This window comes from Brachybacterium sp. P6-10-X1 (assembly GCF_001969445.1).
Taxonomy (GTDB): Bacteria; Actinomycetota; Actinomycetes; order Actinomycetales; family Dermabacteraceae; genus Brachybacterium.
Genome location: NZ_CP017297.1, coordinates 337,730 through 360,727, shown reverse-complemented (window position 1 = coordinate 360,727; position 22,998 = coordinate 337,730). Strand labels below are relative to the sequence as shown.

The 22,998-nt window shown below is 69.8% G+C and carries 20 protein-coding genes; 9 read left to right on the top strand and 11 right to left on the bottom strand.

The window, feature by feature from the left end; translation table 11 throughout:
• Window positions 1-39: 39 nt before the first annotated feature.
• The 3 genes from BH708_RS01605 (at window position 40) to BH708_RS01595 (ending at window position 3,985) form a co-directional block, all read left to right on the top strand.
• Window positions 40-1,848 (top strand): long-chain fatty acid--CoA ligase, encoded by a 1,809-nt coding sequence (locus BH708_RS01605; protein ID WP_076806062.1) that lies wholly within the window; start codon window positions 40-42, stop codon window positions 1,846-1,848.
• Window positions 1,849-1,987: 139 nt separating this feature from the next.
• Window positions 1,988-3,646: a DEDD exonuclease domain-containing protein gene (locus BH708_RS01600; RefSeq protein ID WP_076806061.1), complete on the top strand. Its 1,659-nt coding sequence runs from the start codon at window positions 1,988-1,990 to the stop codon at window positions 3,644-3,646.
• A 57-nt stretch (window positions 3,647-3,703) separates the two neighbouring features.
• Window positions 3,704-3,985 carry an Lrp/AsnC family transcriptional regulator gene (locus BH708_RS01595; protein ID WP_076806059.1) on the top strand — a complete coding sequence of 94 codons (282 nt, stop codon included), beginning with the start codon at window positions 3,704-3,706 and terminating at the stop codon, window positions 3,983-3,985.
• A 45-nt stretch (window positions 3,986-4,030) separates the two neighbouring features.
• Here BH708_RS01595 and trpD read toward each other — a convergent pair whose 3' ends face one another.
• Window positions 4,031-5,113: an anthranilate phosphoribosyltransferase gene (trpD, locus tag BH708_RS01590; protein WP_076806057.1), complete on the bottom strand. Its 1,083-nt coding sequence runs from the start codon at window positions 5,111-5,113 to the stop codon at window positions 4,031-4,033.
• 233 nt (window positions 5,114-5,346) lie between these two features.
• Between trpD and BH708_RS01585 the strand changes: the two genes are divergently transcribed.
• The 4 genes from BH708_RS01585 (at window position 5,347) to BH708_RS01570 (ending at window position 9,733) form a co-directional block, all read left to right on the top strand.
• Window positions 5,347-6,078 (top strand): heme-copper oxidase subunit III, encoded by a 732-nt coding sequence (locus BH708_RS01585; RefSeq protein ID WP_076806055.1) that lies wholly within the window; start codon window positions 5,347-5,349, stop codon window positions 6,076-6,078.
• A 91-nt stretch (window positions 6,079-6,169) separates the two neighbouring features.
• Window positions 6,170-6,970, top strand: a complete 801-nt coding sequence (locus BH708_RS01580) for a c-type cytochrome (protein WP_076806053.1) — start codon at window positions 6,170-6,172, stop codon at window positions 6,968-6,970.
• A gap of 8 nt (window positions 6,971-6,978) precedes the next feature.
• Window positions 6,979-8,043, top strand: a complete 1,065-nt coding sequence (locus BH708_RS01575) for a ubiquinol-cytochrome c reductase iron-sulfur subunit (RefSeq protein ID WP_076806051.1) — start codon at window positions 6,979-6,981, stop codon at window positions 8,041-8,043.
• Between the two features lie 4 nt (window positions 8,044-8,047).
• Window positions 8,048-9,733, top strand: coding sequence for a cytochrome bc complex cytochrome b subunit (locus tag BH708_RS01570; protein ID WP_076806049.1), 1,686 nt, complete (start codon window positions 8,048-8,050; stop codon window positions 9,731-9,733).
• Between the two features lie 96 nt (window positions 9,734-9,829).
• On the opposite strand, the gene BH708_RS01565 is transcribed toward BH708_RS01570, so the two are convergent.
• From BH708_RS01565 to BH708_RS01535, 7 genes are all read right to left on the bottom strand, one after another.
• On the bottom strand, window positions 9,830-10,102 hold the full coding sequence (locus tag BH708_RS01565) for a hypothetical protein (RefSeq protein ID WP_076806047.1): 273 nt from the start codon (window positions 10,100-10,102) through the stop codon (window positions 9,830-9,832).
• A 468-nt stretch (window positions 10,103-10,570) separates the two neighbouring features.
• Entirely contained in the window at window positions 10,571-10,987 is a 417-nt protein-coding gene (locus BH708_RS01560; RefSeq protein ID WP_076806045.1) for a cytochrome c oxidase subunit 4, read from the bottom strand.
• 1 nt (window position 10,988) lies between these two features.
• On the bottom strand, window positions 10,989-12,701 hold the full coding sequence (ctaD, locus tag BH708_RS01555) for a cytochrome c oxidase subunit I (protein WP_076806043.1): 1,713 nt from the start codon (window positions 12,699-12,701) through the stop codon (window positions 10,989-10,991).
• A complete protein-coding gene (coxB, locus tag BH708_RS01550) occupies window positions 12,698-13,621 on the bottom strand; it encodes a cytochrome c oxidase subunit II (RefSeq protein WP_076806041.1) in 924 nt (307 codons plus the stop codon). The genes ctaD and coxB overlap by 4 nt, the downstream gene beginning before the upstream one ends.
• A 367-nt stretch (window positions 13,622-13,988) precedes the next feature.
• Window positions 13,989-14,348, bottom strand: a complete 360-nt coding sequence (locus BH708_RS01545) for an iron-sulfur cluster assembly accessory protein (RefSeq protein WP_076806039.1) — start codon at window positions 14,346-14,348, stop codon at window positions 13,989-13,991.
• Between the two features lie 76 nt (window positions 14,349-14,424).
• Entirely contained in the window at window positions 14,425-14,694 is a 270-nt protein-coding gene (locus tag BH708_RS01540) for a hypothetical protein (RefSeq protein ID WP_076806036.1), read from the bottom strand.
• The gene (locus BH708_RS01535; protein ID WP_076810648.1) at window positions 14,691-16,118 is read right to left on the bottom strand and encodes a dipeptidase; all 1,428 of its coding nucleotides are present in this window, start codon (window positions 16,116-16,118) and stop codon (window positions 14,691-14,693) included. Before BH708_RS01535 ends, BH708_RS01540 begins: the two co-directional genes overlap by 4 nt.
• Window positions 16,119-16,221: 103 nt before the next feature.
• Here BH708_RS01535 and BH708_RS01530 point away from each other — a divergent pair, with 103 nt between their 5' ends.
• The gene (locus tag BH708_RS01530) at window positions 16,222-16,812 is read left to right on the top strand and encodes a DUF3043 domain-containing protein (RefSeq protein WP_076806034.1); all 591 of its coding nucleotides are present in this window, start codon (window positions 16,222-16,224) and stop codon (window positions 16,810-16,812) included.
• A 120-nt stretch (window positions 16,813-16,932) separates the two neighbouring features.
• Here BH708_RS01530 and aspS read toward each other — a convergent pair whose 3' ends face one another.
• Window positions 16,933-18,741, bottom strand: a complete 1,809-nt coding sequence (gene aspS, locus BH708_RS01525) for an aspartate--tRNA ligase (RefSeq protein ID WP_076806032.1) — start codon at window positions 18,739-18,741, stop codon at window positions 16,933-16,935.
• 318 nt (window positions 18,742-19,059) lie between these two features.
• On the opposite strand from aspS, the gene BH708_RS01520 reads away from it, so the two are divergent.
• Window positions 19,060-20,868: a DEAD/DEAH box helicase gene (locus BH708_RS01520; protein WP_076806030.1), complete on the top strand. Its 1,809-nt coding sequence runs from the start codon at window positions 19,060-19,062 to the stop codon at window positions 20,866-20,868.
• Window positions 20,869-21,094: 226 nt separating this feature from the next.
• Here BH708_RS01520 and trxA read toward each other — a convergent pair whose 3' ends face one another.
• Window positions 21,095-21,466, bottom strand: coding sequence for a thioredoxin (gene trxA / locus BH708_RS01515; RefSeq protein ID WP_076806028.1), 372 nt, complete (start codon window positions 21,464-21,466; stop codon window positions 21,095-21,097).
• Between the two features lie 59 nt (window positions 21,467-21,525).
• Window positions 21,526-22,923, bottom strand: coding sequence for a histidine--tRNA ligase (hisS, locus tag BH708_RS01510; protein WP_076806026.1), 1,398 nt, complete (start codon window positions 22,921-22,923; stop codon window positions 21,526-21,528).
• Between the last annotated feature and the right edge of the window lie 75 nt (window positions 22,924-22,998).

Here is a 22,998-nt window from a genome sequence, read left to right as displayed (position 1 = left end):
TGACGCGGATGCGCACCGGCCCGGATCGAAGGAGATTCGATGAAGCAGTTCACGACCGTCCCGCAGCACGAGAGCAGACCGGACGAGAACGCGACCGATCTCCTCCTGGAGCGCCTGCGGGCACACCCCGGCGTGCCGATCTTCGAGCACGCTCAGACGGACGGCACGTACCGTCCGATGAGCACCTCCGACTTCGTCGACGAGGTCAAGCAGGTCGCCAAGGGGCTGCTCGCCACCGGACTCGCCAGCGGGGACGTCGTGGCGATCCTCTCCCGCACCCGGTACGAGTGGACGCTGGCCGACTGGGCCGTGTGGTGGGCGGGCGGGGTGAGCGTCCCGATCTACGAGACCTCCTCCCCCAGTCAGATCCAGTGGATCGCCTCGGACACCGATGCCCGATTCATCCTCGTCGAGGCATCGCGCCACCAGGAGGACGTGGAGTCCGTGCGCGGCGAGCTGCCCGCGCTCGAGCACATCGGAGTGATCGAGGACGGCATCGTCGAGGAGCTCAAGGCGCGCGGCGCCGACGTCAGCGACGAGGACCTCGAGGCCCGCCGCACCTCACGTCGGCTCGAGGACGTCGCCACGATCATCTACACCTCCGGCACGACGGGTCGCCCCAAGGGCGCCGAGCTCACCCACGCGAACTTCGTGGACACCACCCGCAGCGCCGTGAACCTGCTCGGCGAGCACGTGCTCCCCTCGGGCTCACGGCTGCTGATGTTCCTGCCCATGGCACACGTCTTCGCCCGGCTGATCACCGTCCTCGCCGCCGCACGGCCGGTGACCACGGCGTTCACCCCGGACACCAAGAACCTGCTCCCTGACCTCGAGGCCTTCAAGCCCACGTTCCTGCTCGCCGTGCCGCGTGTGTTCGAGAAGGTCTACAACGGTGCCGAGGCGAAGGCGATCGCCGGGGGGCGCGGGAAGATCTTCACCGCCGCCGCCGCGACGGCGATCGAGTACTCGAAGGCGCGCACCGCCGGCACCGTGCCGATCTCCGTGAAGGTCAAGCACGCCGTCTTCGACAAGCTCGTCTACGGCAAGCTGCGCGACGCCATGGGCGGCGACGTCCGGTGGGCGGTCTCCGGCGGGGCGCCGCTGGGCGAGCGCCTGGCGCACTTCTTCCAGGGCATCGGCGTGACGGTGCTGGAGGGCTACGGCCTCACCGAGACCACCGCGCCGGTCTGTGTGAACCTCCCGTGGTCGGTCAGGCCCGGCACCGTCGGCCCGCCGCTGCCGGGCTCCACCGTCGCGATCGACGAGAACGGCGAGATCCTGGTCAAGGGCGTGATGGTCTTCGCGGGATACCACAACAACCCCGAGGCCACGGACGAATCGCTGCACGACGGCTGGTTCCGCACCGGGGACCTGGGCGCGCTGGGCGAGGACGGTGCGCTGACCATCACGGGGCGCCGCAAGGAGGTCATCGTGACCGCAGGGGGCAAGAACATCTCCCCCGCCCCGCTCGAGGACCAGCTGCGCGCCCATCCGCTGGTCAGCCAGTGCGTCGTGATCGGCGACCAGAAGCCCTTCGTCGCCGCGATCCTCACCCTCGACGCCGAGATGCTGCCCACCTGGCTGGCGAACAACTCCCTGCCGGAGATGACGATCGCGCAGGCGGCGCAGGACGACCGGGTCCGCGCCGAGCTGCAGACCGTCGTCGACCAGGCGAACGCCACCGTCTCGCGGGCGGAGTCGATCCGTGCGTTCGAGGTCATCGACTCCGACTTCACGGAGGAGAACGGTTACCTCACCCCGTCGCTGAAGCTCAAGCGCAACGTGGTGGTCCAGGACATGGCGCCGGTGATCGAGACGATCTACTCCCGCGCCAAGCCCGCCTCCTGAGCGAGAGGGCGCCGGCCCGTCCGTCGCTCAGGTGGTGCCGATGCGCTCCCCGGCTCCTCCGCCGCAGCCCCGGGCCGGGTGAGCGGCGGCACGCGGCGGCGCGCTCCCGGGTGTCGGAGCCGCGTCGTAGTCTGCGGGCATGTCCGCACGCCGCCAGCTGAGCTTCGACGATCTCGGGACACCGCTGGTGGAAGCCACCTTGGTGGTCGTCGACCTCGAGACCACCGGGACCGATCCGACCGGCGATGCCATCACGGAGATCGGCGCGGTCAAGATCCGCGGCGGCGAGGTGCTCGGGGAGTTCCGCACCTTCGTCGATCCCGAACGCCCGATCCCCGCCTACATCGCGTCCCTGACGGGCATCACGGACGCCACGGTGGCCGGCGCACCGCCGGTGGCCGCCGTGCTGGGGATGTTCCTGGATTTCGTGGGGGACGCCGCTCTGGTGGCGCACAACGCGCGCTTCGACATCTCCTTCCTCCGCGCCCAAGCCGCCCGCTGCGAGATCGGATGGCCCAGCCCCCAGGTGCTCGACACCCTGGCGCTGGCCCGTACCGTCTTCCGTCGGGACGAGGTGCGCGACCACAAGCTCTCCACCCTAGCGGCGCACGTCGGGGCGAGCGTCGCCCCGGATCACCGGGCGCTGTCGGACGCCCGGGCGACGGTCGACGTGCTCCACACGATCATCGAGCGGCTGGGGCCGCGGGGCGCCGCCACCCTCGAGGACCTCTCCTCGGCGCACCGTCGGGCGACCCCCGTCCAGCTGCGCAAGAAGCATCTCGCCGAGACCGTCCCGTCCGTCCCGGGGGTCTACCGGTTCCTCGACGCCCAGGAGCAGGTGCTCTACGTGGGCACCTCGCGGAATCTCCGCAGCCGGGTGCGCACCTATTTCACCGCGGCGGAGACCCGGCGCAAGGTGCTGGACATGCTGCCGCGGGCCGAGTCGGTCCGGGTCATCGAATGCTCCACCCCGACCGAGGCCGCGGTCCGGGAGCTGCGGATCATCGCCGCCGAGAAGCCGCCCGCGAACCGGCACGGCCTGACACCCCAGAAGGCGTGGTGGCTGCGGCTGGGCAGCGGCACCGAGGGCCTGCGCGCCGCACGGCTGGCCCGTGAGGAGGCCGACGGCTCCGCCCAGATCGGGCCCCTCGCCTCGCGCCACGACGTCGAGCCGCTGCGGGGGCTGCTCACCGATGCCGTGCTCGGGCGCGGGGCGTCGTTCGAACGGGGCACGGCCCGGACGCTGCCCGGCGGTGGCCATCGGGACCGGATCCGTCGGGCGATGCTCGCCGACCCGCGCGAGGTGCTCGATCATGTGGCGGCGCGGATGCGCGCTCACACCGCGGCAGGACGGTACGAGGACGCGGAGACCTTGCGCCGGTTGGCCCGCAGCTTCCTCGACGCCGCCCGTCGTGCCGCCCGCCTGCGGGCGATCGCCGCGGTCCCCCTCCTGGTCGCCGCCCGGCCCAGCACCGACGCGGTGATCGGCGGGCGCGGCTGGGAACTGCTGGCCGTCCGCCACGGACGCTTCGCCGGGACCGCGCTCGTCCCCGCCCGAGCCGACCCTCTCGCCGTCGCCCGCTCGCTGGCGGCGACCGGGACCGGGGAGGCGGAGCTCGCCGCGCCCATGTGCCAGGGATACCACCAGGAGGCCGAGATCCTTCTCACCTGGCTGGACTCCGACGACATGCGCACGGTGCTCCTCGAAGGCGAGTGGTCCCAGCCCGCGCGGGCCCGGTTCGATCTCGAGAATCTCGCAGAGCGCTTCGCCCGGACCTCCCCGGGGCCCGGGGCATAGGCTTCCAGCACACGTCCCGGCGCGCTCGGCGCCTCCGCCCCGCTCCTAGGAGAAGTCATGATCACCGCCATCGTCTCGATCGTCGTCGAGTCCGCCCGCATCCCCGAGGTCGCCGAGGCCATCGTCGACCTCGACGGCATCGAACAGGTCTACTCCGTCACCGGGGACGTGGATCTCATCGCGGTGGTGCGGGTGCGCGCCCACGAGGATCTCGCCGGCGTCATCGCCGACCAGCTCAGCAAGGTCACCGGCGTGCTCGACACCTCGACCAACATCGCCTTCAAGACCTACTCCAAGCGGGATCTCGACGCGGCTTTCGATCTCGGCATCGACGGCTGAGGCACCCGGTGCCCGCCGGCCCGGGCCCCTGCGGGCTCGGGACGCTCACACCTCGTCGGCGAAAGCCTCCTGGGAGGCGGCGGCCCAGCGCCTGACGAGGTCGATAGGCCGCCCGGAATCCAGTGCGGCACGGGCCTCGTCGAACGCGGCGGCGAAACGGTCATGGAACCCGTCGGCGGCCTCCTGGGCGATGCCGTCGAAGGCGAGCACGCCCGCTGCGGCGTTCAGCAGCACGGCATCGCGGACCGCACCCATGCGCCCGTCCCGGACACCGTGGAACAGATCGCGGGCCACGTCGGCGTTCTCCTCGGCCGTGCCGCCCCGGAGCACCTCGCGGTCGCTGCGGGGAATCCCCAGCAGCTGCTCGGGATCGAGCACGTGCCGACGCACCTGCCCGCCCCGGACCTCCCACACGTCCGAGGGGGCGGTCACGGTGAGCTCGTCGAGCCCGTCCTGTCCGCGGAAGACCAGAGCGCTGGTCCCCCGCGCGGCGAAGACCCCCGCGACCGTCGGGGCGATCGACGGATCCGCCACCCCGACGGCGCTCGCCTCCGGCTGCGCCGGGTTCGTGATCGGCCCCAGGATGTTCATCACGGTGGGAATGCCCAGTCCCCGGCGCGCCTCGGCCGCGAACCGCATCGAAGGATGGAAGACCTGCGCGAACAGGAAGGTCATCCCGATCTTCCCGACCAGCTCCTCGACCGCGGGAACCGGCAGGTCCAGGCGGACGCCGAGGGCCTCCAGCACGTCGGCGGAGCCCGACCGGGAGGTGGAGGCACGGTTCCCGTGCTTGACGACGGGGCGCCCTGTCGAGGCGATGATCACCGAGGCCATCGTCGAGATGTTCACCGTCTGCGCCAGGTCGCCGCCCGTGCCGACGATGTCGATCGAGCGCCGCGGGGCCCGCACCGGGCGGGCATGGCCCACCATCGAGTCCGCCAGGGCGGCCAGCTCACCGCTGGTGACGCCCTTGGCCTGCAGCGAGACCAGGAAGCCCGCGAGCTGCACGGCGGAGGAGTTGCCGGACATGACCTCGTCCATCGCCCACGAGGCCTCGCGGGCCTCCAGCTCCTCGCCGCGCACCAGACGCGCCGTGATCGTGGCCCAGGTCGGGGTGTTCTCGCTCATGCCCCGATGATCGCACCTCCCGGCGCGGACGGGTCCCGCTGCTCACGGATCGGATCACAGATCCATCACGGCCGCGCACGGCCAGGTCACCTGCCGCTCCTGGAGGCGTGTCCTGGTTCGTGACACCGCGTCAGGAGGGATATGCTGGCCCCGTTCTCCCGGGGCCGAGCCCTGCGGTGCGCCTGTCGTCGTGAGCCGGCACACCGACCCTGATGACACGACATAATGGTGACGTGACTACTGCGACCTTGCCTCAGCGCTCCCCCGCCGCTGCACCAGCGGTCGGCCGCCCGAATCCGACGCAGATCGGCACGATCGTCTGGCTCTCCAGCGAGCTGATGTTCTTCGGCGGCCTGTTCGCCATGTTCTTCACGCTGCGGTCGATGGCGCCGGACACGTTCTTCGACGGGGAATCCAACTTCAAGCACGGCTACGCGCTGGTGAACACGACGATCCTGGTGCTGAGCTCGGTGACGTGCCAGATCGGCGTCTTCCTCGCCGAGGGCAAGTTCCCCTGGGGCAAGCCCTTCGCCCCGCGCAAGCGTCGCAGCGGCTCGATCCTCAACATCGCCGGCTGGGGAATGATCGAGTGGTACACCCTCACCTTCATCATGGGAGCGATCTTCGTCTCCGGGCAGGCCTTCGAGTACACCGAGCTGGTCCACCACGGGGTGACGATGTCGTCGACCCCGTTCGGCTCGATCTTCTACCTCGCCACGGGCTTCCACGGCATCCACGTCTTCGGCGGGCTCATCGCCTTCCTGATGGTGCTGATGCGTGCCTTCGTCGCCGAGGAGTTCACCCAGCACGAGCAGGTCTCGGCGATCTGCATCTCGTACTACTGGCACTTCGTCGACATCGTGTGGATCGTCCTGTTCTTCATCGTGTACATGCTCGATCCGCTCTCGACCCTGTTCAACGCCGGGCACTTCATCCCGGTCGACTTCGACTGGAGAATCTTCTGATCCCCGCATCCGCACCCCCTGCGCGGTCCGGTGCGTCTCCCACATCCCGTCCCTCCCCCGCTCGTCCCCTCCACGAATCGAGGTCCGAACCGTGAAGGCACTCGCCGCACGTCGTCATCATCCGATGGCGCTTCTCGTGATTCTGCTGCTCGCCCTGGTGGCGACCGGCGGGCTCTACGTGGCGTTCCAGCCGCAGACAGCCCAGGCCGAGACCTACACGCAGGACGACGTCGAGGCCGGGGAGGCGCTCTTCCTCGCCAACTGTGCGACCTGCCACGGTCGCGATGCGACGGGTGAGGTCGACTCCGAGGGCTACACCCTCGGCCCCTCGCTGGTCGGCGTGGGCGCCGCGGCCGTCGACTTCCAGGTCGGCACCGGCCGGATGCCGATGCAGATGTCGGGCCCCCAGGCCCGGGAGAAGCCTCGCCAGATGAACGAGGAGCAGACCCGCCAGCTCGCCGCGTACGTCGCCTCGTTGGGCCCCGGCCCCTCCGTCCCCGAGGAGAAGTGGCTCGACACCTCCCAGGGCGACGCCACCAAGGGCGGGGAGATCTTCCGCGTCAACTGCGCCATGTGCCACAACGCCGCCGGTCAGGGCGGCGCGCTGACCCGTGGCAAGTTCGCCCCGCCCGTCGTGGGCGTGGAACCCAAGCACGTCTACGAGGCCATGGACACCGGCCCGCAGAACATGCCGGTCTTCAACGAGACGAACCTGTCCCCCTCGGACAAGCGCGACGTCATCACCTACCTCGAAGAGCTGGAGGAGAACGGGTCCCCCGGCGGCATCTCCCTGGGCTCCCTCGGCCCTGTGACCGAGGGTCTGTACGCCTGGACGATCATCCTGACCCTGCTCCTCGGCTGCGCCGTGTGGCTGGGGGCGAAGGCCAAGTGAATACGAGCATGAACACGAACCCGCCCAGCAGCCCCGCACCCTCCGGGGTCAGCACGGTCGCTCCCAAGGAGGGCGGAGGCTTCCCCAACCCGGGCCTCCCCCCGCACGTCCACCGTCAGGCCGACGTCTCCAAGGCCGCGGAGAAGCGCGCCGAGCGCCTCGTCGCCGGCATGTTCCTGCTGTCCGTGCTGGGCACGGCGATCTTCATCGCGGCGTACTTCGTGGTGACGCCCACCGGCACGAACCTCTTCGCGGAGGAGGGCACGACGCAGGCCCTGTGGTGGTCGAACCTCGTCACCGGCCTGGGCCTGGCGATCGCCGTGTTCTTCATCGGTGCCGCCGCGGTCCACTGGGCCAAGACCCTCATGCCCGATGAGGAGATGGTCGAGGAGCGCCATGACATCCGCGGCTCCGACGAGACCCGCGAGATCGCCGCCGGCATCATCACCGACGGCCTCGAGGAGTCCGGCATCGGGCGGCGGCCCCTGATCGTGACCGCGATGGTCGCCTCGCTGGCCGCGCTCCCGGTCGCCGTGCTCGCACCGCTGTCGACCCTCGGGCCGCTGCCGGGCAACAAGCCCTTCCACACCTTCTGGGGCCAGCACCCCGGTCAGCGTCTCGCCCGGGACCACGACGGCACGCCCATCAAGCTGTCCGACGTCGCGATGAACTCGATCTTCCATGTGATGCCCGAGGGCCTCACCGAGGACACCCCGCACCACCTCGAGGAGCGGGCGAAGGCCGCCGCGGTGATCGTGCGCTTCGACCCCAAGCTGGGCAAGAACCCCGAGAGCATGGCCAACGGCGTCGAGGGCGTGCTCGCCTACTCGAAGATCTGCACGCACGTCGGCTGCCCGGCGGCGCTCTACGAGCAGCAGACCCACCACATGCTGTGTCCCTGCCACCAGTCGACCTTCGACGCCACCGACGGCGCGAAGGTGCTCTTCGGCCCGGCGCACCGTCCGCTCCCCCAGCTCCCGATCGAGGTCGACGACGAGGGCTACCTGGTGGCCCCCGGCGATTTCCCCGAGCCGATCGGTCCCAGCTTCTGGAACATCCACAAGGACAAGTGATCCCATGACGACCACGACTCCCGAAACCCGGAAGCCGGCTTCCGACGACGCGAGCAGCTCGCGCATGTACAAGCTCGGAGCAGTGGGCGGCGACTGGCTCGACCAGCGCACCTCCGGCGGCGGCTTCGTCAAGTTCATCGCCCGCAAGATCTTCCCCGACCACTGGTCGTTCATGTTCGGCGAGGTGGCGCTGTACAGCTTCGTCATCCTGCTGATCTCGGGCACGTTCCTGACGATGTTCTTCGACCCCTCCATGGAGGAGGTCGTCTACGACGGTCCGTACGTGCCGCTGCAGGGCGAGACCATGTCGCGGGCCTACGAGTCCACGCTGCAGATCTCCTTCGAGGTCCGAGGCGGCCTGCTCTTCCGCCAGATGCACCACTGGGCGTGCCTCGTGTTCATGGTCGCGATCTTCGTGCACATGTTCCGGGTGTTCTTCACCGGCGCCTTCCGCAAGCCTCGTGAGCTCAACTGGCTCGTCGGCTTCTCGCTGATGGTCCTGGGCATGGTGGCCGGCTTCTCCGGCTACTCCCTCCCGGACGACGTGCTCTCCGGCAACGGCGTCCGCATCATCGACGGGCTGATGCGCGCGATCCCCGTCGTGGGCACCTACTTGTCCATGCTCCTGTTCGGCGGCGAGTTCCCCGGCACCGACATCATCCCGCGCCTGTTCACGATCCACATCCTGCTGGTGCCGGCACTGATCCTCGGGCTGATCGCGATCCACATGGTGCTGCTGGTGCTGCACAAGCACACCCAATACCCCGGCCCGGGTCGCACGCAGCGCAACGTGGTCGGCTTCCCCGTCTTCCCGGTCTACGCCGCGAAGGCCGGCGGGTTCTTCTTCCTCGTCTTCGGCATCATCACCCTGATCTCGGCCACCACCGCGATCAACGCCGTCTGGGTCTACGGCCCCTACGACCCCTCGCCCGTCTCCGCGGGGTCGCAGCCGGACTGGTACATGCTCTGGACAGATGGCGGTCTGCGCCTGATCCCGGGCTGGGAGTTCACGATCTTCGGGTACGTGATCTCGCTGAACATGCTGATCCCGATGGCGCTCTACGGCGGTCTGCTGGCGGTCCTCGCCCTCTACCCCTTCATCGAGTCGTGGGTGACCGGCGACGATCGCGAGCACCACCTCAACGATCTGCCGTACAACGCACCGGTCCGCACCGGCCTCGGCGTGGCGTGGATCATGGTCTATCTGATCCTCGCCCTCGCCGCGACGAACGACCTCATCGCGATCGCGCTGGATCTGTCGATCAACGACATCACCTGGTTCTTCCGGGTGGGCATCTTCGTGATCCCGGTGCTGGCGTTCATCATCACCAAACGCGTGTGCCTGTCCTTCCAGCGCCATGCCCGCGACAAGGCGCTGCACGGCGAGGAGAGCTCGCGGGTCGTGCGCACGGATACCGGGCAGATGCTCGAGATCCACACGCCGCTCAGCGAGTACGACCGTTGGGTGCTGGTCCAGCACGACGACTACCGTCCGCTCAAGGCCGGCAAGGGCGTCTCCTCCCTCCGGGCGAAGGCGACCAGCTTCTTCTTCAAGGATCGGATCGAGCCGGTCACCCCGGCAGAGCTGCGCGAGGCCCTCGAGCACGCCGGTCACGAGAAGCACGTGATCGACGAGGTCACCGGCGGCGACTACCGCATCCCGGCCGAGAAGGCACATCACACGGGCTGACGCCAGGACGTCTCCACCCTGCACGACGGAGCGGGCCCCAGGACATCGTCCCGGGGCCCGCTCCGTTGCGCCCGTGGGCGCGGTCTCCCCACGGACTCAACGCAGAAGGGGGCTGCGGGGGCCGCGGCGCCGCGGGGGGTGACCAGCGGCGGCAGAGACGAGGTAGCGCGCCCCGACCAGGCTCAGGCCACGTTCCGCGTTCCGCAGGGCACGGATCGCCGGCAGCTGCTGTGTGCCCGGATCGATGCCCGCCTCGGCCAGCACCTGCCGCGCCCAGGACACTCCGCGGTCCAGGGCATCGTCATCGGCGAACAGACCGCGCACCTCGCGTTCAGCGCGCGCTGTCGGATCGATCTCCCCGCCGATCATGTCTCGCCTCCTGAGCATGGATCCCGCCGAGCCAAGCCCACCAATCCTGCGGTGCTCCCGGCGACCGGTGACGCAACGCTAACACTGCAGGGCCCAGTCCCCGACAGCGGACCGCGCGTGATCCGGGCTCCGTCCATGATGCTCGACGGAGCCGGCGGGCGATCGCCCTGCTCTCACCCTCTCGACGCTGTTTCGAGGCCTACAGCTGCATTAGGCTGTGCGCTGCGGAAACGCACCGTCGCGCGAGGTCCGAGCAGCCGGGGGCGGTGACCCGCGCGCCGGACCCGATCACGGCCGCGGGACGGCACGGGCTCCCGGGCGCCGTTGCGATGAGCGCGGTGAGGCGCAGCGGAGCGGGCGTCGACGTCCGCCGGGGCCGGACCGACGACGGCGGCCCCGCATCGCGCACGATGCGGGGCCGCCGAGCAGCGCCCGAGAGGCGCTGGAGAGAAAGCGGAGGTCGGGACCTCAGTGCTGGTGCTGGCCGACCGAGAACTCCAGCACCCAGCTCAGGACCCCGTAGACGCCGATGATGACGCCGAAGGCGAAGATCCACCATCCGGCGGCGACGCCGAGGAAGCACAGGGCTGCACCGATCGCGGTCCACAGCGGGGCCCAGCTGTACGGCGCGAAGCTGCCTTCGACGCCTCCGTGCTGGGAGACCTCGGCGTCCAGGTCATCGGACGGCCCGACGTCGTGCTTCTTGGCGGCGAGGCTGAGCCCCATGGCGATCATGATCGCCAGGCCCGCGACGGCCAGCAGCGCCGGGAACCCGGCGGGTTCGACGCCCATCGGTTCGTAGCGGCCGGTGACGATGCCGTAGCCGATGGCGACGACCAGGAGGAAGACCCCCAGGATCCAGAAGATCTTTGCGGATGCTCTCATGTCAGTTGGTCCTCGCGTTCACGGCGGGTTCCTGCTCGAGCATATGGTCCTGGAGCGCGACCTCGGGATGGTGGAGGTCGAAGGCCGGGCGCTCCGACCGGACTCGGGGCAGGGAATGGAAATTGTGCCGGGGCGGCGGGCAGGAGGTCGCCCATTCGAGCGAGGCCCCGTAGCCCCAGGGGTCGTCGACCTCGACCTTCTTCCCCTTCGTGTGGGTCAGCACCACGTTCAGGAGGAAGGGCAGGGTGGAGGCCCCCATGATCACGGCACCGACGGTGGAGACCTGGTTCAGCCATCCGAAATCGTCTTCGGCCAGGTAGTTCACGTAGCGGCGCGGGGCCCCCATGACGCCCAGCCAGTGCTGGACCAGGAAGGTCATGTGGAAGCCGATGGTCAGCAGCCAGAAGTGCACCTTGCCGATGCTCTCGCTGAGCTTGTACCCGAACATCTTCGGCCACCAGAAGTAGAACCCGGCGAACATCTCGAAGACCACGGTCCCGGCCATCACGTAGTGGAAGTGCGCGACGACGAAGTAGGTGTCCGAGACGATGAAGTCCAGGATCGGCGAGGAGAGGATCACGCCGGTCAGGCCGCCGAAGATGAAGGTGGTCAGGAAGCCGAGGGTGAACAGCATCGGGGTGTCGAAGGTCAACGACCCTCTCCACATGGTGCCGATCCAGTTGAAGAACTTCACGCCGGTGGGCACCGCGATCAGCATCGTCATGAAGGCGAAGAAGTCCAGCATCACGGCACCGGTGGTGTACATGTGGTGCGCCCAGACCGTGACGGACAGCGCCGCGATCGCGATCGTCGCGCCGACCAAGGTCTTGTAGCCGAAGATCGGCTTGCGCGAGAACACCGGGATGATCTCCGTGGCGATCCCGAAGAACGGCAGGGCCAGCACGTAGACCTCGGGGTGCCCGAAGAACCAGAACAGGTGCTGCCACAGGACGGCGCCCCCGTTCTCGGGGTTGAAGATCTGGGCGTCGAAGCGGCGATCAGCCCCCAGAGCCAGCAGAGCGGAGGCGAGCGGCGGGAAGGCCATGAGCACGAGCACGGCCGTGATCAGGGCGTTCCACGTGAAGATCGGCATGCGGAACATGGTCATGCCGGGCATGCGCATGCACAGGATGGTGGTGATGAAGTTGACCGAGCCCAGGATCGTGCCGAAGCCCTGCAACCCCAGGCCGAATACCCATAGATCACCACCAAGCCCTGGGGAGAAGGTCGTGTCCGACAAGGGCGCATAGGCGAACCAGCCGAAGGAGGCGGCGCCCTGCGGGGTGAGGAAGCCGGCGACCACGATCAGCGAACCGAACAGCGTGATCCAGAAGGCGAAGATGTTGAGCCGCGGGAACGCCATGTCGACGGCGCCGATCTGCAGCGGGATCAGATAGTTGCCGAATCCGTTGAACAGCGGGGTGCCGAACATCAGCAGCATGATCGTGCCGTGCATGGTGAACAACTGGTTGTACTGGTCCTTGGAGACCACGACCTGCAGTCCTGGTTCCCACAGCTCGGTGCGGATGCCGAGGGCGAGGAGACCGCCGAACCCGAAGAAGGCGAACGCCATCCCCATGTACATCAGGCCGATCTTCTTGTGATCGGTGGTCGTCAGAAGGCTGAAGGCCTGCTTGCCGAGGCTGGTCTTCTCCGTCGGCTGGAACCGCGCCGTCTCAGGGGTGGCCGGCGCGGTGGTCGTCTCGGCGCTCACTCGTTCTCTCCCTCGGTGGACTCGGTGACGTACCGAGGACCGGCGTCATCGCTCTTCTCGCGCATGCTCCACTCCTCGTCGTTGCGGTTCAGACCCACGCCGAGCTGGCCCTCGTAGCCCTGGTCTTTCAACTCCTGCATATGCGCGTCGAACTCCTCCTGGGAGACGACCTTGACGTTGAAGAGCATGTCCGAGTGGTACTCGCCGCACAGCTCGGCGCACTTGCCCTCGTAGGTTCCCTCGCGGGTCGGCGTCACCTGGAAGGTGCTGGTGTGGCCCGGCATCATGTCCTTCTTGTACAGGAAGTCCACGACCCAGAACGAGTGGATGACGTCACGGGAGTCGAGGCGGAACTCGACCGTCTGATCCACCGGCAGGTACAGCACGGGCAGGGACTCGGCGGCGCCCGGCTCGCCGGTGGCGAAGGACTGCACGCCGGCGGGCTCGTGCACGTTGTCGTCGACGTAGTTGAAGTCCCAGCTCCACTGCTTGCCGACCACGTTGACCGTGTAGTCGGGCTCCTCCACGTGCATCTCGACCTCACGGGTGTCCTGCTGGGTGAAGTAGAAGAAGGTGAGCACCATGACCACCGGCACCAGCGTGAACATCAGCTCGAGCGGCACGTGGTAGCGGAGCTGGATCGGGAAGCCGGTGTCGTTCTTGCGACGGCGGTAGGCGATCGCGCACCAGATCGTCAGTCCCCAGATGATGAGTCCGACGATGACCAGCACACCCCAGGCACCGACCCAGAGGTCCGTGATCGTGCCGGTGCGGTCCGTGACCTGACCGTCCGAGTAGCCGGGCAGGAAGCCTCGCCGTTGCTCGTCGGTGCAGCCCGACAGGAACAGGGCGGCCAGGGCGAGGCCTGCTGTCGCCACGCGGCGTCCACGCCGCGCACGCTGGGGGACCTGGGGGATCACAGGGGATGACCTTCCGCTCGTCGTCTCCGGTGCCCGATCACCGTGCCGCGCTGAGCTGCGCGACCGGCGCCGGTCCCCGGAGTTGGTACTGATGTGGGCGGGGACATGCCCACAGGGCCGCGCCCGCTGCGTTCAGCGGGCCGAGGGCAGGCGCGGGGCCTGCCGGGAAACGGCACGTCGTCATCATACGGCTTTCCCGGAGCGCGTATCGCACCGGCACGCGCGCTGACCGTGGACGTCATCGGTCCGTGATCTCCGGCCAGGCGTCCCCGGCTGCAAGAAGGGCCCGGCCTGGTGACGAGATCGTCACCGGGCCGGGCCCGAGGTCGGTCCGCGCGGAGCATGGGAGCCGCTCAGGGAACCGGGATCAGCTGAAGGAGTCCCCGCAGGCGCAGGAGCTGCCCGCGTTGGGGTTGTCGATCGTGAAGCCCTGCTTCTCGATCGTGTCCGCGAAGTCGATCACCGCTCCGGTGACGTACGGGCTGCTCATCTTGTCGACGATCACCTCGACGCCATCGAACTCGGCGACCAGGTCCTCGTCCATCAGGCGCTCGTCGAAGTACAGCTGGTAGATCAGGCCGGAACAACCGCCGGGCTGCACCGCGATCCGCAGGCGCAGGTCGTCGCGCCCTTCCTGCTGCAGCAGGGTCGTGACCTTCTCAGCGGCACCCGAGGTGAGGGTGACGCCGTGGGCGGCGGTCGGGCGCTCGGTGGTGGTCGTGGTCATGAGGTCCTCCTCGATGCTCGTGTGGCCCCAGCGTACGCTCCGAAGGTCGGGAACGGGGGATGAGGGTCCCGGCCCGTCACAGGACCCCGCGGAAGGCCGCGAGCAGGATCACGACCCCGTAGCCGGCCAGGACGCCGAGGATCGCGCCGGTCCCGGCATCCCGCGAGCCGCCGCGGACCACCAGCGCCACCGCGCCGATGAGGACGGCCAGCACGACGAGCAGGCCCCACCACAGCAGGAAGTATCCGGCGAGGAAGCCGATGATCAGTCCGAGCAGCAGCAGCGGGATCGCCGCCGGGGAGACCGTGGGACTGCCCTCGCCCGGTCGCCGGCCCTGGTCGCTCACCGAGCGTCCTCGCGCAGGGTGCCGGCGTCGCGCAGCAGCAGCGCCTCGGCGAGGCAGACGCGCGCGAACTCGTCCAGGTGCAGGGACTCGTCGACGCCGTGGGCCCGCGACTCGGGGTCCTCGACGCCGGTCACCAGCACCTCGGCCGACGGGAAGACCTCCAGCAGATCCGCGATGAAGGGGATCGAGCCGCCCAGACCGGTGTCCACCGCCGCGGTCGACCATGCGGTGCCGAGCGCGGAGCGGGCGAGCTCCATCGCCGGGGAGTCCTGCCGGGCGCTGTACGGCTTGCCGGTCTCGCCGCGATGCACGGTGACCTGCGCCGTGGCGGGGGCATGCCGATCGAGGTGGGTCACCAGCGCGTCCATCGCCGACTGCGGGTCCTCCCCCGGCGGGATCCGCAGGGAGATCTTCGCCCGGGAGACGGGCACCAGGGTGTTGGAGGCGTCCCGCACGCTCGGGGCGTCGATCCCGATCACGGACAGGGCCGGGCGGGTCCACAGCCGTGCGGTCAGCGGGCCGGTGCCCGAGAGGTCCAGGCCGTCGGGCACGCCGGCGTCACGGCGGAAGTCGGCCTCGGTCATCTCGACGCTCGGGTCCTCGGCCCGCACCAGGCCCGGCACCGCGACCTCACCGTCGTCGTCGTGCAGGGTGGCCAGGAGGCGGGAGAGCTGGGTGAGGGAGTCCAGTACGGGGCCGCCGAACAGGCCGGAGTGCACGGCGTGGTCCAGCGCGCGCACCTCGACGACGACGTCGACGAGGCCGCGCAGGCTGGTGGTCAGCGCGGGGGTGCCGACCGCCCAGTTCGCCGAGTCCGCGACGATGATCAGGTCCGCTTCCAGCGCGTCCCGGTGGGCCTCGATGAAGGGCCGGAAGGTCGGCGAGCCGGCCTCCTCCTCCCCCTCGACGAAGACGGTCACGCCGATCCCGTCGGCGGCGAGCTCCTCCCCCACCAGTCGCAGGGCTGTCACGTGGGCCATGATCCCGGCCTTGTCGTCGGCCGCCCCGCGGCCGTAGAGCCGACGCCCGCGCCGGGTGGGCTCGAACGGCGGGGTGCTCCAGTCGGCCGGATCCCCCGTGGGCTGCACATCGTGATGGGCGTAGAGCAGCACCGTGGGCTTGCCCCGACGTGCCGGGGTGCGGCCGATCACTGCGGGGGCGCCGTCGCCGACGGACTCGATGCCGACCTCCGCCATGCCGGCCCCGCGCAGCAGATCGGCGACGGCCTCGGCGCTGCGGTGGACCGGCTCACGGTCGTGGCCCGGGAAGGCGATCGACGGGATCCGCACGAGATCCTGCAGATCCTCGACCGCTGCGGGCAGCAACGTGTCGAGCCGATCGCGGAGGGCATCGAGGGCCGCACCGTCCTCCTGGGCGGCGGGGGGTGGCGCGGCAGGCGTGGACGGGTCGTTCGGAGTGCTCATGACCAGCACCGTACCGTCATCGTCACCCTCCCGATCCCGGGGGAGCAGCATGTCACCCCGGGCGCACCGGGGAATCCCAGGCGGGACCGCCTAGAATGCCCCGGTGATCTTCCGCAAGTCAGAGACCCCGCAGACCCCTGAGCCGACCCAGCCCGAGCGGCCCGGCTCCAAGGGGCGGCCCACCCGTTCCCGTAAGGAGGCCGAAGCGGCCCGTCGGCGACCGCTCGTGGTCGATGACCGCAAGGAGGCGCGCAAGCGGGACCGAGCGCGAGCCGCGCAGGCGCGGCAGGAGTCCCAACAGGCGCTGATGACCGGGGACGAGAAGAAGATGCCGCTGCAGCACCGCGGCACCGACCGCCGTCTGGTGCGCGACCTGGTCGACTCGCGGCGCAACATCGCGGAGTACTTCTTCCCCCTCGCACTGATCTTCATGCTGGTCGCGCTGATCATGCCGCTGATCCGCCCGGAGCTCTACCTCACCATGAGCACGGGCATGATCGTCGTGCTGTGGGGCGGGATCCTGGTGTGCGTCGTCGACTGCTTCTTCCTTCGCCGTCACCTGCGCAAGCACCTCACCGCGGAGTACGGGACGGTCGAGCGCGGCCTGGTCGGCTACGGCATCATGCGTGCGATCCAGATCCGCCGCTTCCGTCTGCCCCGCGCCCAGATCAAGCACGGCCAGTCTCCTCGCTGAGCGGGCCCCGGGCCGGTCGACCGTCGGGCCGGCCGGGCGTCGGGCCGACCCGCCCACCAGGGCGCAGATCGGGCCCCCGCGATCTCTCGCGGGGGCCCGATCTGCGTCGGTGGGGCGCTCTCAGGCGGTCGGCGGGTTCTCGACGGCCTTCTCGGGCGCTTCGCCCTTTACCTGCGGGGCCGGCTTCGCGTCGACCCCGGCCTCCTTGCGCTGCTGGACCGTGATCGGCGCCGGCGCGGCGGTCAGCGGGTCGAATCCGTTGCCGGTCTTGGGGAAGGCGATGACCTCACGGATCGAGTCCTCCCCGGCGAGCAGGGCCACGATCCGGTCCCAGCCGAAGGCGATGCCGCCGTGCGGCGGGGCTCCGAACTGGAAGGCGTCCAGCAGGAAGCCGAACTTCTCCTGGGCCTCCTCCGGCCCGATGCCCATGACCTCGAACACGCGCTGTTGGACGGACTGGTCGTGGATACGGATCGACCCGCCGCCGATCTCGTTGCCGTTGCACACGATGTCGTAGGCGTAGGCCAGCGCCGAGCCCGGGTCGGTGTCGAAGGTGTCCATGAACTCCGGCTTGGGCGAGCTGAAGGCGTGGTGGACCGCCGTCCACGCGCCGCCGCCGACGGCGACGTCCCCGGCGGCGCGGGCCTCCGCGGCGGGTTCGAACATCGGCGCGTCCACCACCCACACGAAGGCGAACTCGTCGTGGTCGATCAGACCCAGGCGATCGGCGATCTCACCGCGGGCGGCTCCCAGCAGGGCACGCGAGGGCTTCACCTCCCCCGCCGCGAAGAAGATGCAGTCCCCGGGGGACGCACCCGTGGCATCGCACAGACCGGCCTTCTCCGCCTCGGAGATGTTCTTGGAGACCGGGCCGGTCAGCGAGCCGTCCTCCTGCACCAGCACGTAGGCGAGCCCCTTGGCACCGCGCTGCTTGGCCCAGTCCTGCCAGGCATCGAGCCGGCGGCGTGGCTGCGCCGCACCGCCGGCCATGACGACCGCTCCGACGTAGGGCGCCTGGAAGACGCGGAACGGCGTCTCGGCGAAGTACTCGGTCATCTCGACCAGCTCCAGGTCGAAACGCAGGTCCGGCTTGTCGGAGCCATAGCGCCGCATCGACTCGGCGTAGGTCAGGCGCGGGAACGGCGCGGTGATCCGGTGCCCGCCCTTCGCCCACACGGCGGTGAGGATCTCCTCGGCCACGGTGATCACGTCCTCCTGGTCCACGAAGCTCATCTCGACGTCGAGCTGGGTGAACTCGGGCTGGCGATCGGCGCGGAAGTCCTCGTCGCGGTAGCAGCGGGCCAGCTGGAAGTACTTCTCGACACCGCCGACCATCAGCAGCTGCTTGAACAGCTGGGGCGACTGCGGCAGGGCGTACCAGGAGCCGGGCGCCAGGCGCGCGGGCACGAGGAAGTCCCGAGCACCCTCCGGGGTCGAGCGGGTCAGGGTCGGCGTCTCGACCTCCACGAACTCCTGGTCCAGGAGGGTGTCGCGGGCGGCGCGGTTCACCTCGGAGCGCAGGCGCAGGGCGGCGGCGGGTCCCTGCCGACGGAGGTCCAGGTAGCGATAGCGCAGACGCGCCTCCTCGCCGACCTCGGTGTGCTCATCGAGCTGGAAGGGAAGCGGCGCGGAGCTGCTGAGGACCTCGACCTCGTCAGCGGTGACCTCGACGTCGCCCGAGGGCAGCAGCGGGTTCTCATTGCCCTCGGGGCGACGACCCACCGTCCCGACGACGCGCAGCACGTATTCATTGCGCAGATGCATCGCCTCGTCCTCGCGGACCACCACCTGGGCGACGCCCCCGGCGTCGCGCAGGTCGAGGAACGTCACGCCGCCGTGGTCACGGCGACGACCGATCCAGCCGGTGAGGGTGACGGTCTGTCCGATGTGCTCCGGGCGGAGCGCGCCGGCGGAATGGGTGCGCAGCACGAGGTGTCCTTCACAGTGGGTGGTGGCGGGCGCGGACCCTCGGTCCGCCGGGGCGGACGGGACTGCAGCGCCCGAGGGCCTGAGCCCATCAGCCTACCGCGCAGCGTGAGCGATCTCGCGCACGTCCCCCTATCGGCCCGGGACCCCGCCCCGTAGACTGAACGCTGTCCGACCTGCGATAGCGCAGGTCCTTCGAGCCCATTCGTCGCTCGAGCTGCGCTGTTCACTCCGCGGAAGTCTCACATCGCGACCTGCCAGGGCACTGACGCCCTGCGACTTGCGAGGGCTGTTGATCTCTTCCACCCTCCGAAGGACGCCATGACCGACGCCTCCCCTGCCCAGAATCCCGTGACGGAGTCCGAGAGCTCCGATCACGAGACCCCGGACGCTCCCGCGGAACCCGGCTTCGACGACATCGATCTGCCCGCGCCCCTGCGCCGCGCGGTCGACGAGCTCGGCTTCACCACCCCCTCCCCCATCCAGGCCCAGGCGATCCCGCCGTTGCTCGAGGGCAGGGACGTCATCGGGGTCGCCCAGACCGGCACCGGCAAGACCGCGGCCTTCGGCCTCCCCCTGCTCGCCGCCGTCGACCCCGAGCTGCGCCAGGTCCAGGCCCTCGTGCTCGCCCCGACGCGTGAGCTGGCCATGCAGGTCGCCGACGCCATCTCGTCCTTCGCGACGTCGATCGGCGGCCTCGACGTCCTCGCCGTGTACGGCGGCTCCCCCTACGGTCCGCAGGAGCGGGCGCTCGCCCGCGGTGCCCAGGTCGTCGTCGGAACCCCGGGCCGCGTGATGGATCACATGCGACGCACCAATCTGCGTCTGGACACCATCCGCATGGCGGTCCTCGACGAGGCCGACGAGATGCTGCGCATGGGCTTCGCGGAGGACGTCGAGGAGATCCTCTCCCACTCGCCTGCCGACCGCCAGGTCGCCCTGTTCTCGGCGACCATGCCCTCAGCCATCCAGCGCGTCGCCCAGGACCACATGAAGGATCCGGTCCGCGTGAGCGTGTCCCGGCAGGCATCCACGGTCAAGAGCGTCCACCAGACCTACGCCGTGGTGCCCTTCAAGCACCGTACGGGCGCGCTCGCCCGGGTGCTGGCGACCTCCGAGGCGGAAGCGGCGATCGTCTTCGTGCGCACCCGCGCCGCTGCGGAGGAGATCGGCACCGCCCTGCTCTCGCGCGGTCTGATCGCTGCCTCCATCAGCGGTGACGTGCCGCAGAAGGAGCGCGAGAAGATCGTCGAGCGGCTGCGGGACGGGTCGCTGCAGGTGTTGGTGGCGACCGACGTGGCCGCCCGCGGTCTGGACGTCGAGCGCATCGGCCTGGTCGTGAACTTCGACGTGCCGCGCGAGCCCGAGGCGTACGTCCACCGCGTGGGCCGCACCGGCCGCGCCGGCCGCTCCGGCGAGGCGCTGACGTTCATCGGCCCGCACGAGCGCCGGGCGCTGAAGAACATCGAGCGCGTCACCAAGCAGACCCTCGCCGAAGCGGTCATCCCGTCCCCCCGTGACGTGTCCAAGCACCGGCTGGCCGCGCTGCTCACCCAGGTCCCGGCCCGGATCGAGCGCGGACGCCTCGAGCTGTACCGCGAGCTGATCAGCGAATTCGTCTCCGAGCACGAGATCGACCCGCTCGAGCTCGCCGCGGTGCTGGGCGCCATGTCCGTCGGCGACGACGGCCCCGGCACCCCCACCGAGGACGAGGAGTTCACCGGTGCCACGCTGACGGGCGACGACCGGGGACGCCCCGAGCGGGGTCCGCGCGGCGGCGGACAGACCGAGCACGGCTACACGTCCTACCGCGTCGGCGTGGGGCACACCCACGGGGCTCGCCCGCCGGGGATCGTCGGTGCGATCACGGGCGAGGGCGGTCTGCACGGCAAGGACGTGGGCAAGATCCAGATCTTCCCCAGCTTCTCCCTGGTGCAGATCCGCGGTTCCCTCGACGAGGGACAGAAGGCGCGCATCGGGAAGGCGAAGGTCGGCGGTCGCGCGCTGCGCATCAGCGAGGACCAGGGCCCTCGCGGCGGCCAGGGCGGCGGGCGACGTGGCAATGAGCGTCCGCGCCGGGAGGACGGCGGCCGCTTCGACGCGAAGCGGAAGGGGCCCCGTCGCCCCTGAGCGAGGTCACCCCCGGACGATCGCGCCACGCAGGAGTCTCGTGCGCGCACGAGAACAAGGCCCCGCCCCCGAAGCATTCGGGGGCGGGGCCTTGTCTCGGTGGGGACGGTGCCGACGGCGGGGCACCCGAGGCCTCAGCTCAGGCCCTGCTGTCCGCCTGAACTCCTACCGGTCGACCTCGGGGACGACTCGTTCCTCGTCGGCCCTCGGCCACCCAGGACGTCGCTCAGGCCTGCTCCTTCTGCTGCGCCTCGGCGTACGCCGTGCGGACCTCGTCCATGTCCAGGTTGCGGACCTGGCCGATGAGGTCCTCGAGCGCCGACTGCGGCAGGGCACCGGCCTGCGAGAAGACCGGGATCCCCTCGCGATAGGCGACCAGCGTCGGGATCGAGGTGACGCCGTACCGCATGGCCAGTTCCTGCTGATCCTCGGTGTCGACCTTCGCGAAGGTGACGTCCTCGTGGCTCTCCGAGGACTCCTCGAAGATGGGCGCGAAGCGCTGGCACGGCACGCACCAGCCCGCCCAGAAGTCGATCAGGACGATGCCGTCCTCGACGGTCTTGTCATGGTTCTCTGTGTTCAGCGTGACGGTAGCCATGACCGCTGGAACGCCGTCCCGCCCGGGAACATTCCCCGGACGCGACGATGTGACTCAGGTCATCGGCTCTCTCGGGATCCCGATCCGTCCTCGCCGCCGGGCAGGATCTGCACCTCGCGGTCCTGTGCCGTCGGCTCCCACGTCGCGGGATCGGCGCTCACCTGCTCTCCGGTGCGGATGTCCTTGACCTCCCCGGGGGCGTCCTCCTCGCCCGGGAACCAGACGAAGGGGATCCCGCGGCGGTCCGCGTACCGGATCTGCTTGCCGAACTTCGCGGCGGTGGGGGCCACCTCGGTGGCGATCCCCCGGCTCCGCAGCTGCCGGGCGACGGCATCGCTGACCGGGCGGGACTGCTCGTCCAGGACGGCTACCAGCACACAGGTCGGCACCGAGCGCGAGGCGCGGGCGAGATCCGCCGTGAGCATCCGCGAGACCAGTCTGGACAGTCCGATCGACAGTCCGACGCCGGGGTAGGTGTGCCGATTGTCGGTGGCCAGGGAGTCGTAGCGGCCCCCGGAGCAGATCGAGCCCAGCGACTCGTGCCCGGCCACGAACGTCTCGAAGACGGTGCCGGTGTAGTAGTCCAGGCCACGTGCGATGGAGAGGTCCGCGACGATCACTCCCGGGACGGCGGCCTCGACCCTCTCCAGCACCGAGGTCAGCTCGGCGATGCCCTGCTCGACCATCTCCCCGCTGCCGCCCAGCTCGCGGACGCGCTCGGCGAAGGAGCCGTCGCGGGTGCGGATCGAGGCGAAGTCCAGGCAGGCCTGCGCCTGCTGCGCCGTCGCACCGATCTCCCCCAGGAGCAGTTCGCGCACGGCGTCCGGACCGATCTTCGGCAGCTTGTCGAGGCAGCGCAGAACAGCGGCGTGGTCCTCGAGCCCCAGAGCGCGGAAGAACCCTTCCGAGAGTCGCCTCGTGTTGGCGTGGATCGTAAACGTCGGCAGCGGCAGACGGTCGAGGATCTCGGCCATCACCACGGCGACCTCGGCCTCGATGTGGCCGGGCAGGGTGTCCTGGCCGATCACGTCCAGATCGGCCTGGTAGAACTCCCGGAACCGTCCGTCCTGGGGACGCTCACCACGCCACACCTTCTGGATCTGGAAGCGGCGCAGCGGGAAGGCCAGGTCGTTCTGGTGCTCGAGGACGTAGCGCGCCAGGGGGACGGTCAGGTCGAAGTGCAGTCCGAGAGTGCGCGACGGATCGGCGGCGGAGTCGTCGGCGGCCGCTTCGTCCTCCTCGGCGTGCAGCCGCCGCAGGACGTAGACCTCCTTGTCGATCTCTCCCTTGCGCAGCAGCTGCTCCAGCGGCTCCACGGAGCGCGTCTCGATGCCCGAGAACCCGTGGAGCTCGGCCACCTCGCGGAACACGTCGATCACGTGCTGCTCGACGAGACGTTCGGCCGGGAGCCATTCCGGGAATCCGGACAGGCCGGACTTCTTCGGGGACTTCGCCATGCGGGGCACATCCTTCTCGGGGTCGACGACGGAAAGCGGCAAGGCCCCATTATCCCCGACGGATCGCTCGATACG

Bases quoted from the DNA above. Each gene is read 5' to 3' on its own strand.
- BH708_RS01570 (WP_076806049.1), top strand. From the start codon at position 8,048: ATGACGACCACGACTCCCGAAACCCGGAAGCCGGCTTCCGACGACGCG.
- BH708_RS01600 (WP_076806061.1), top strand. From the start codon at position 1,988: ATGTCCGCACGCCGCCAGCTGAGCTTCGACGATCTCGGGACACCGCTG.
- BH708_RS01605 (WP_076806062.1), top strand. From the start codon at position 40: ATGAAGCAGTTCACGACCGTCCCGCAGCACGAGAGCAGACCGGACGAG.
- BH708_RS01545 (WP_076806039.1), bottom strand. From the start codon at position 14,348: ATGACCACGACCACCACCGAGCGCCCGACCGCCGCCCACGGCGTCACC.
- BH708_RS01595 (WP_076806059.1), top strand. From the start codon at position 3,704: ATGATCACCGCCATCGTCTCGATCGTCGTCGAGTCCGCCCGCATCCCC.
- BH708_RS01560 (WP_076806045.1), bottom strand. From the start codon at position 10,987: ATGAGAGCATCCGCAAAGATCTTCTGGATCCTGGGGGTCTTCCTCCTG.
- trxA (WP_076806028.1), bottom strand. From the start codon at position 21,466: ATGGCTACCGTCACGCTGAACACAGAGAACCATGACAAGACCGTCGAG.
- hisS (WP_076806026.1), bottom strand. From the start codon at position 22,923: ATGGCGAAGTCCCCGAAGAAGTCCGGCCTGTCCGGATTCCCGGAATGG.
- BH708_RS01565 (WP_076806047.1), bottom strand. From the start codon at position 10,102: ATGATCGGCGGGGAGATCGATCCGACAGCGCGCGCTGAACGCGAGGTG.
- BH708_RS01520 (WP_076806030.1), top strand. From the start codon at position 19,060: ATGACCGACGCCTCCCCTGCCCAGAATCCCGTGACGGAGTCCGAGAGC.
- BH708_RS01575 (WP_076806051.1), top strand. From the start codon at position 6,979: ATGAACACGAACCCGCCCAGCAGCCCCGCACCCTCCGGGGTCAGCACG.
- BH708_RS01535 (WP_076810648.1), bottom strand. From the start codon at position 16,118: ATGAGCACTCCGAACGACCCGTCCACGCCTGCCGCGCCACCCCCCGCC.
- trpD (WP_076806057.1), bottom strand. From the start codon at position 5,113: ATGAGCGAGAACACCCCGACCTGGGCCACGATCACGGCGCGTCTGGTG.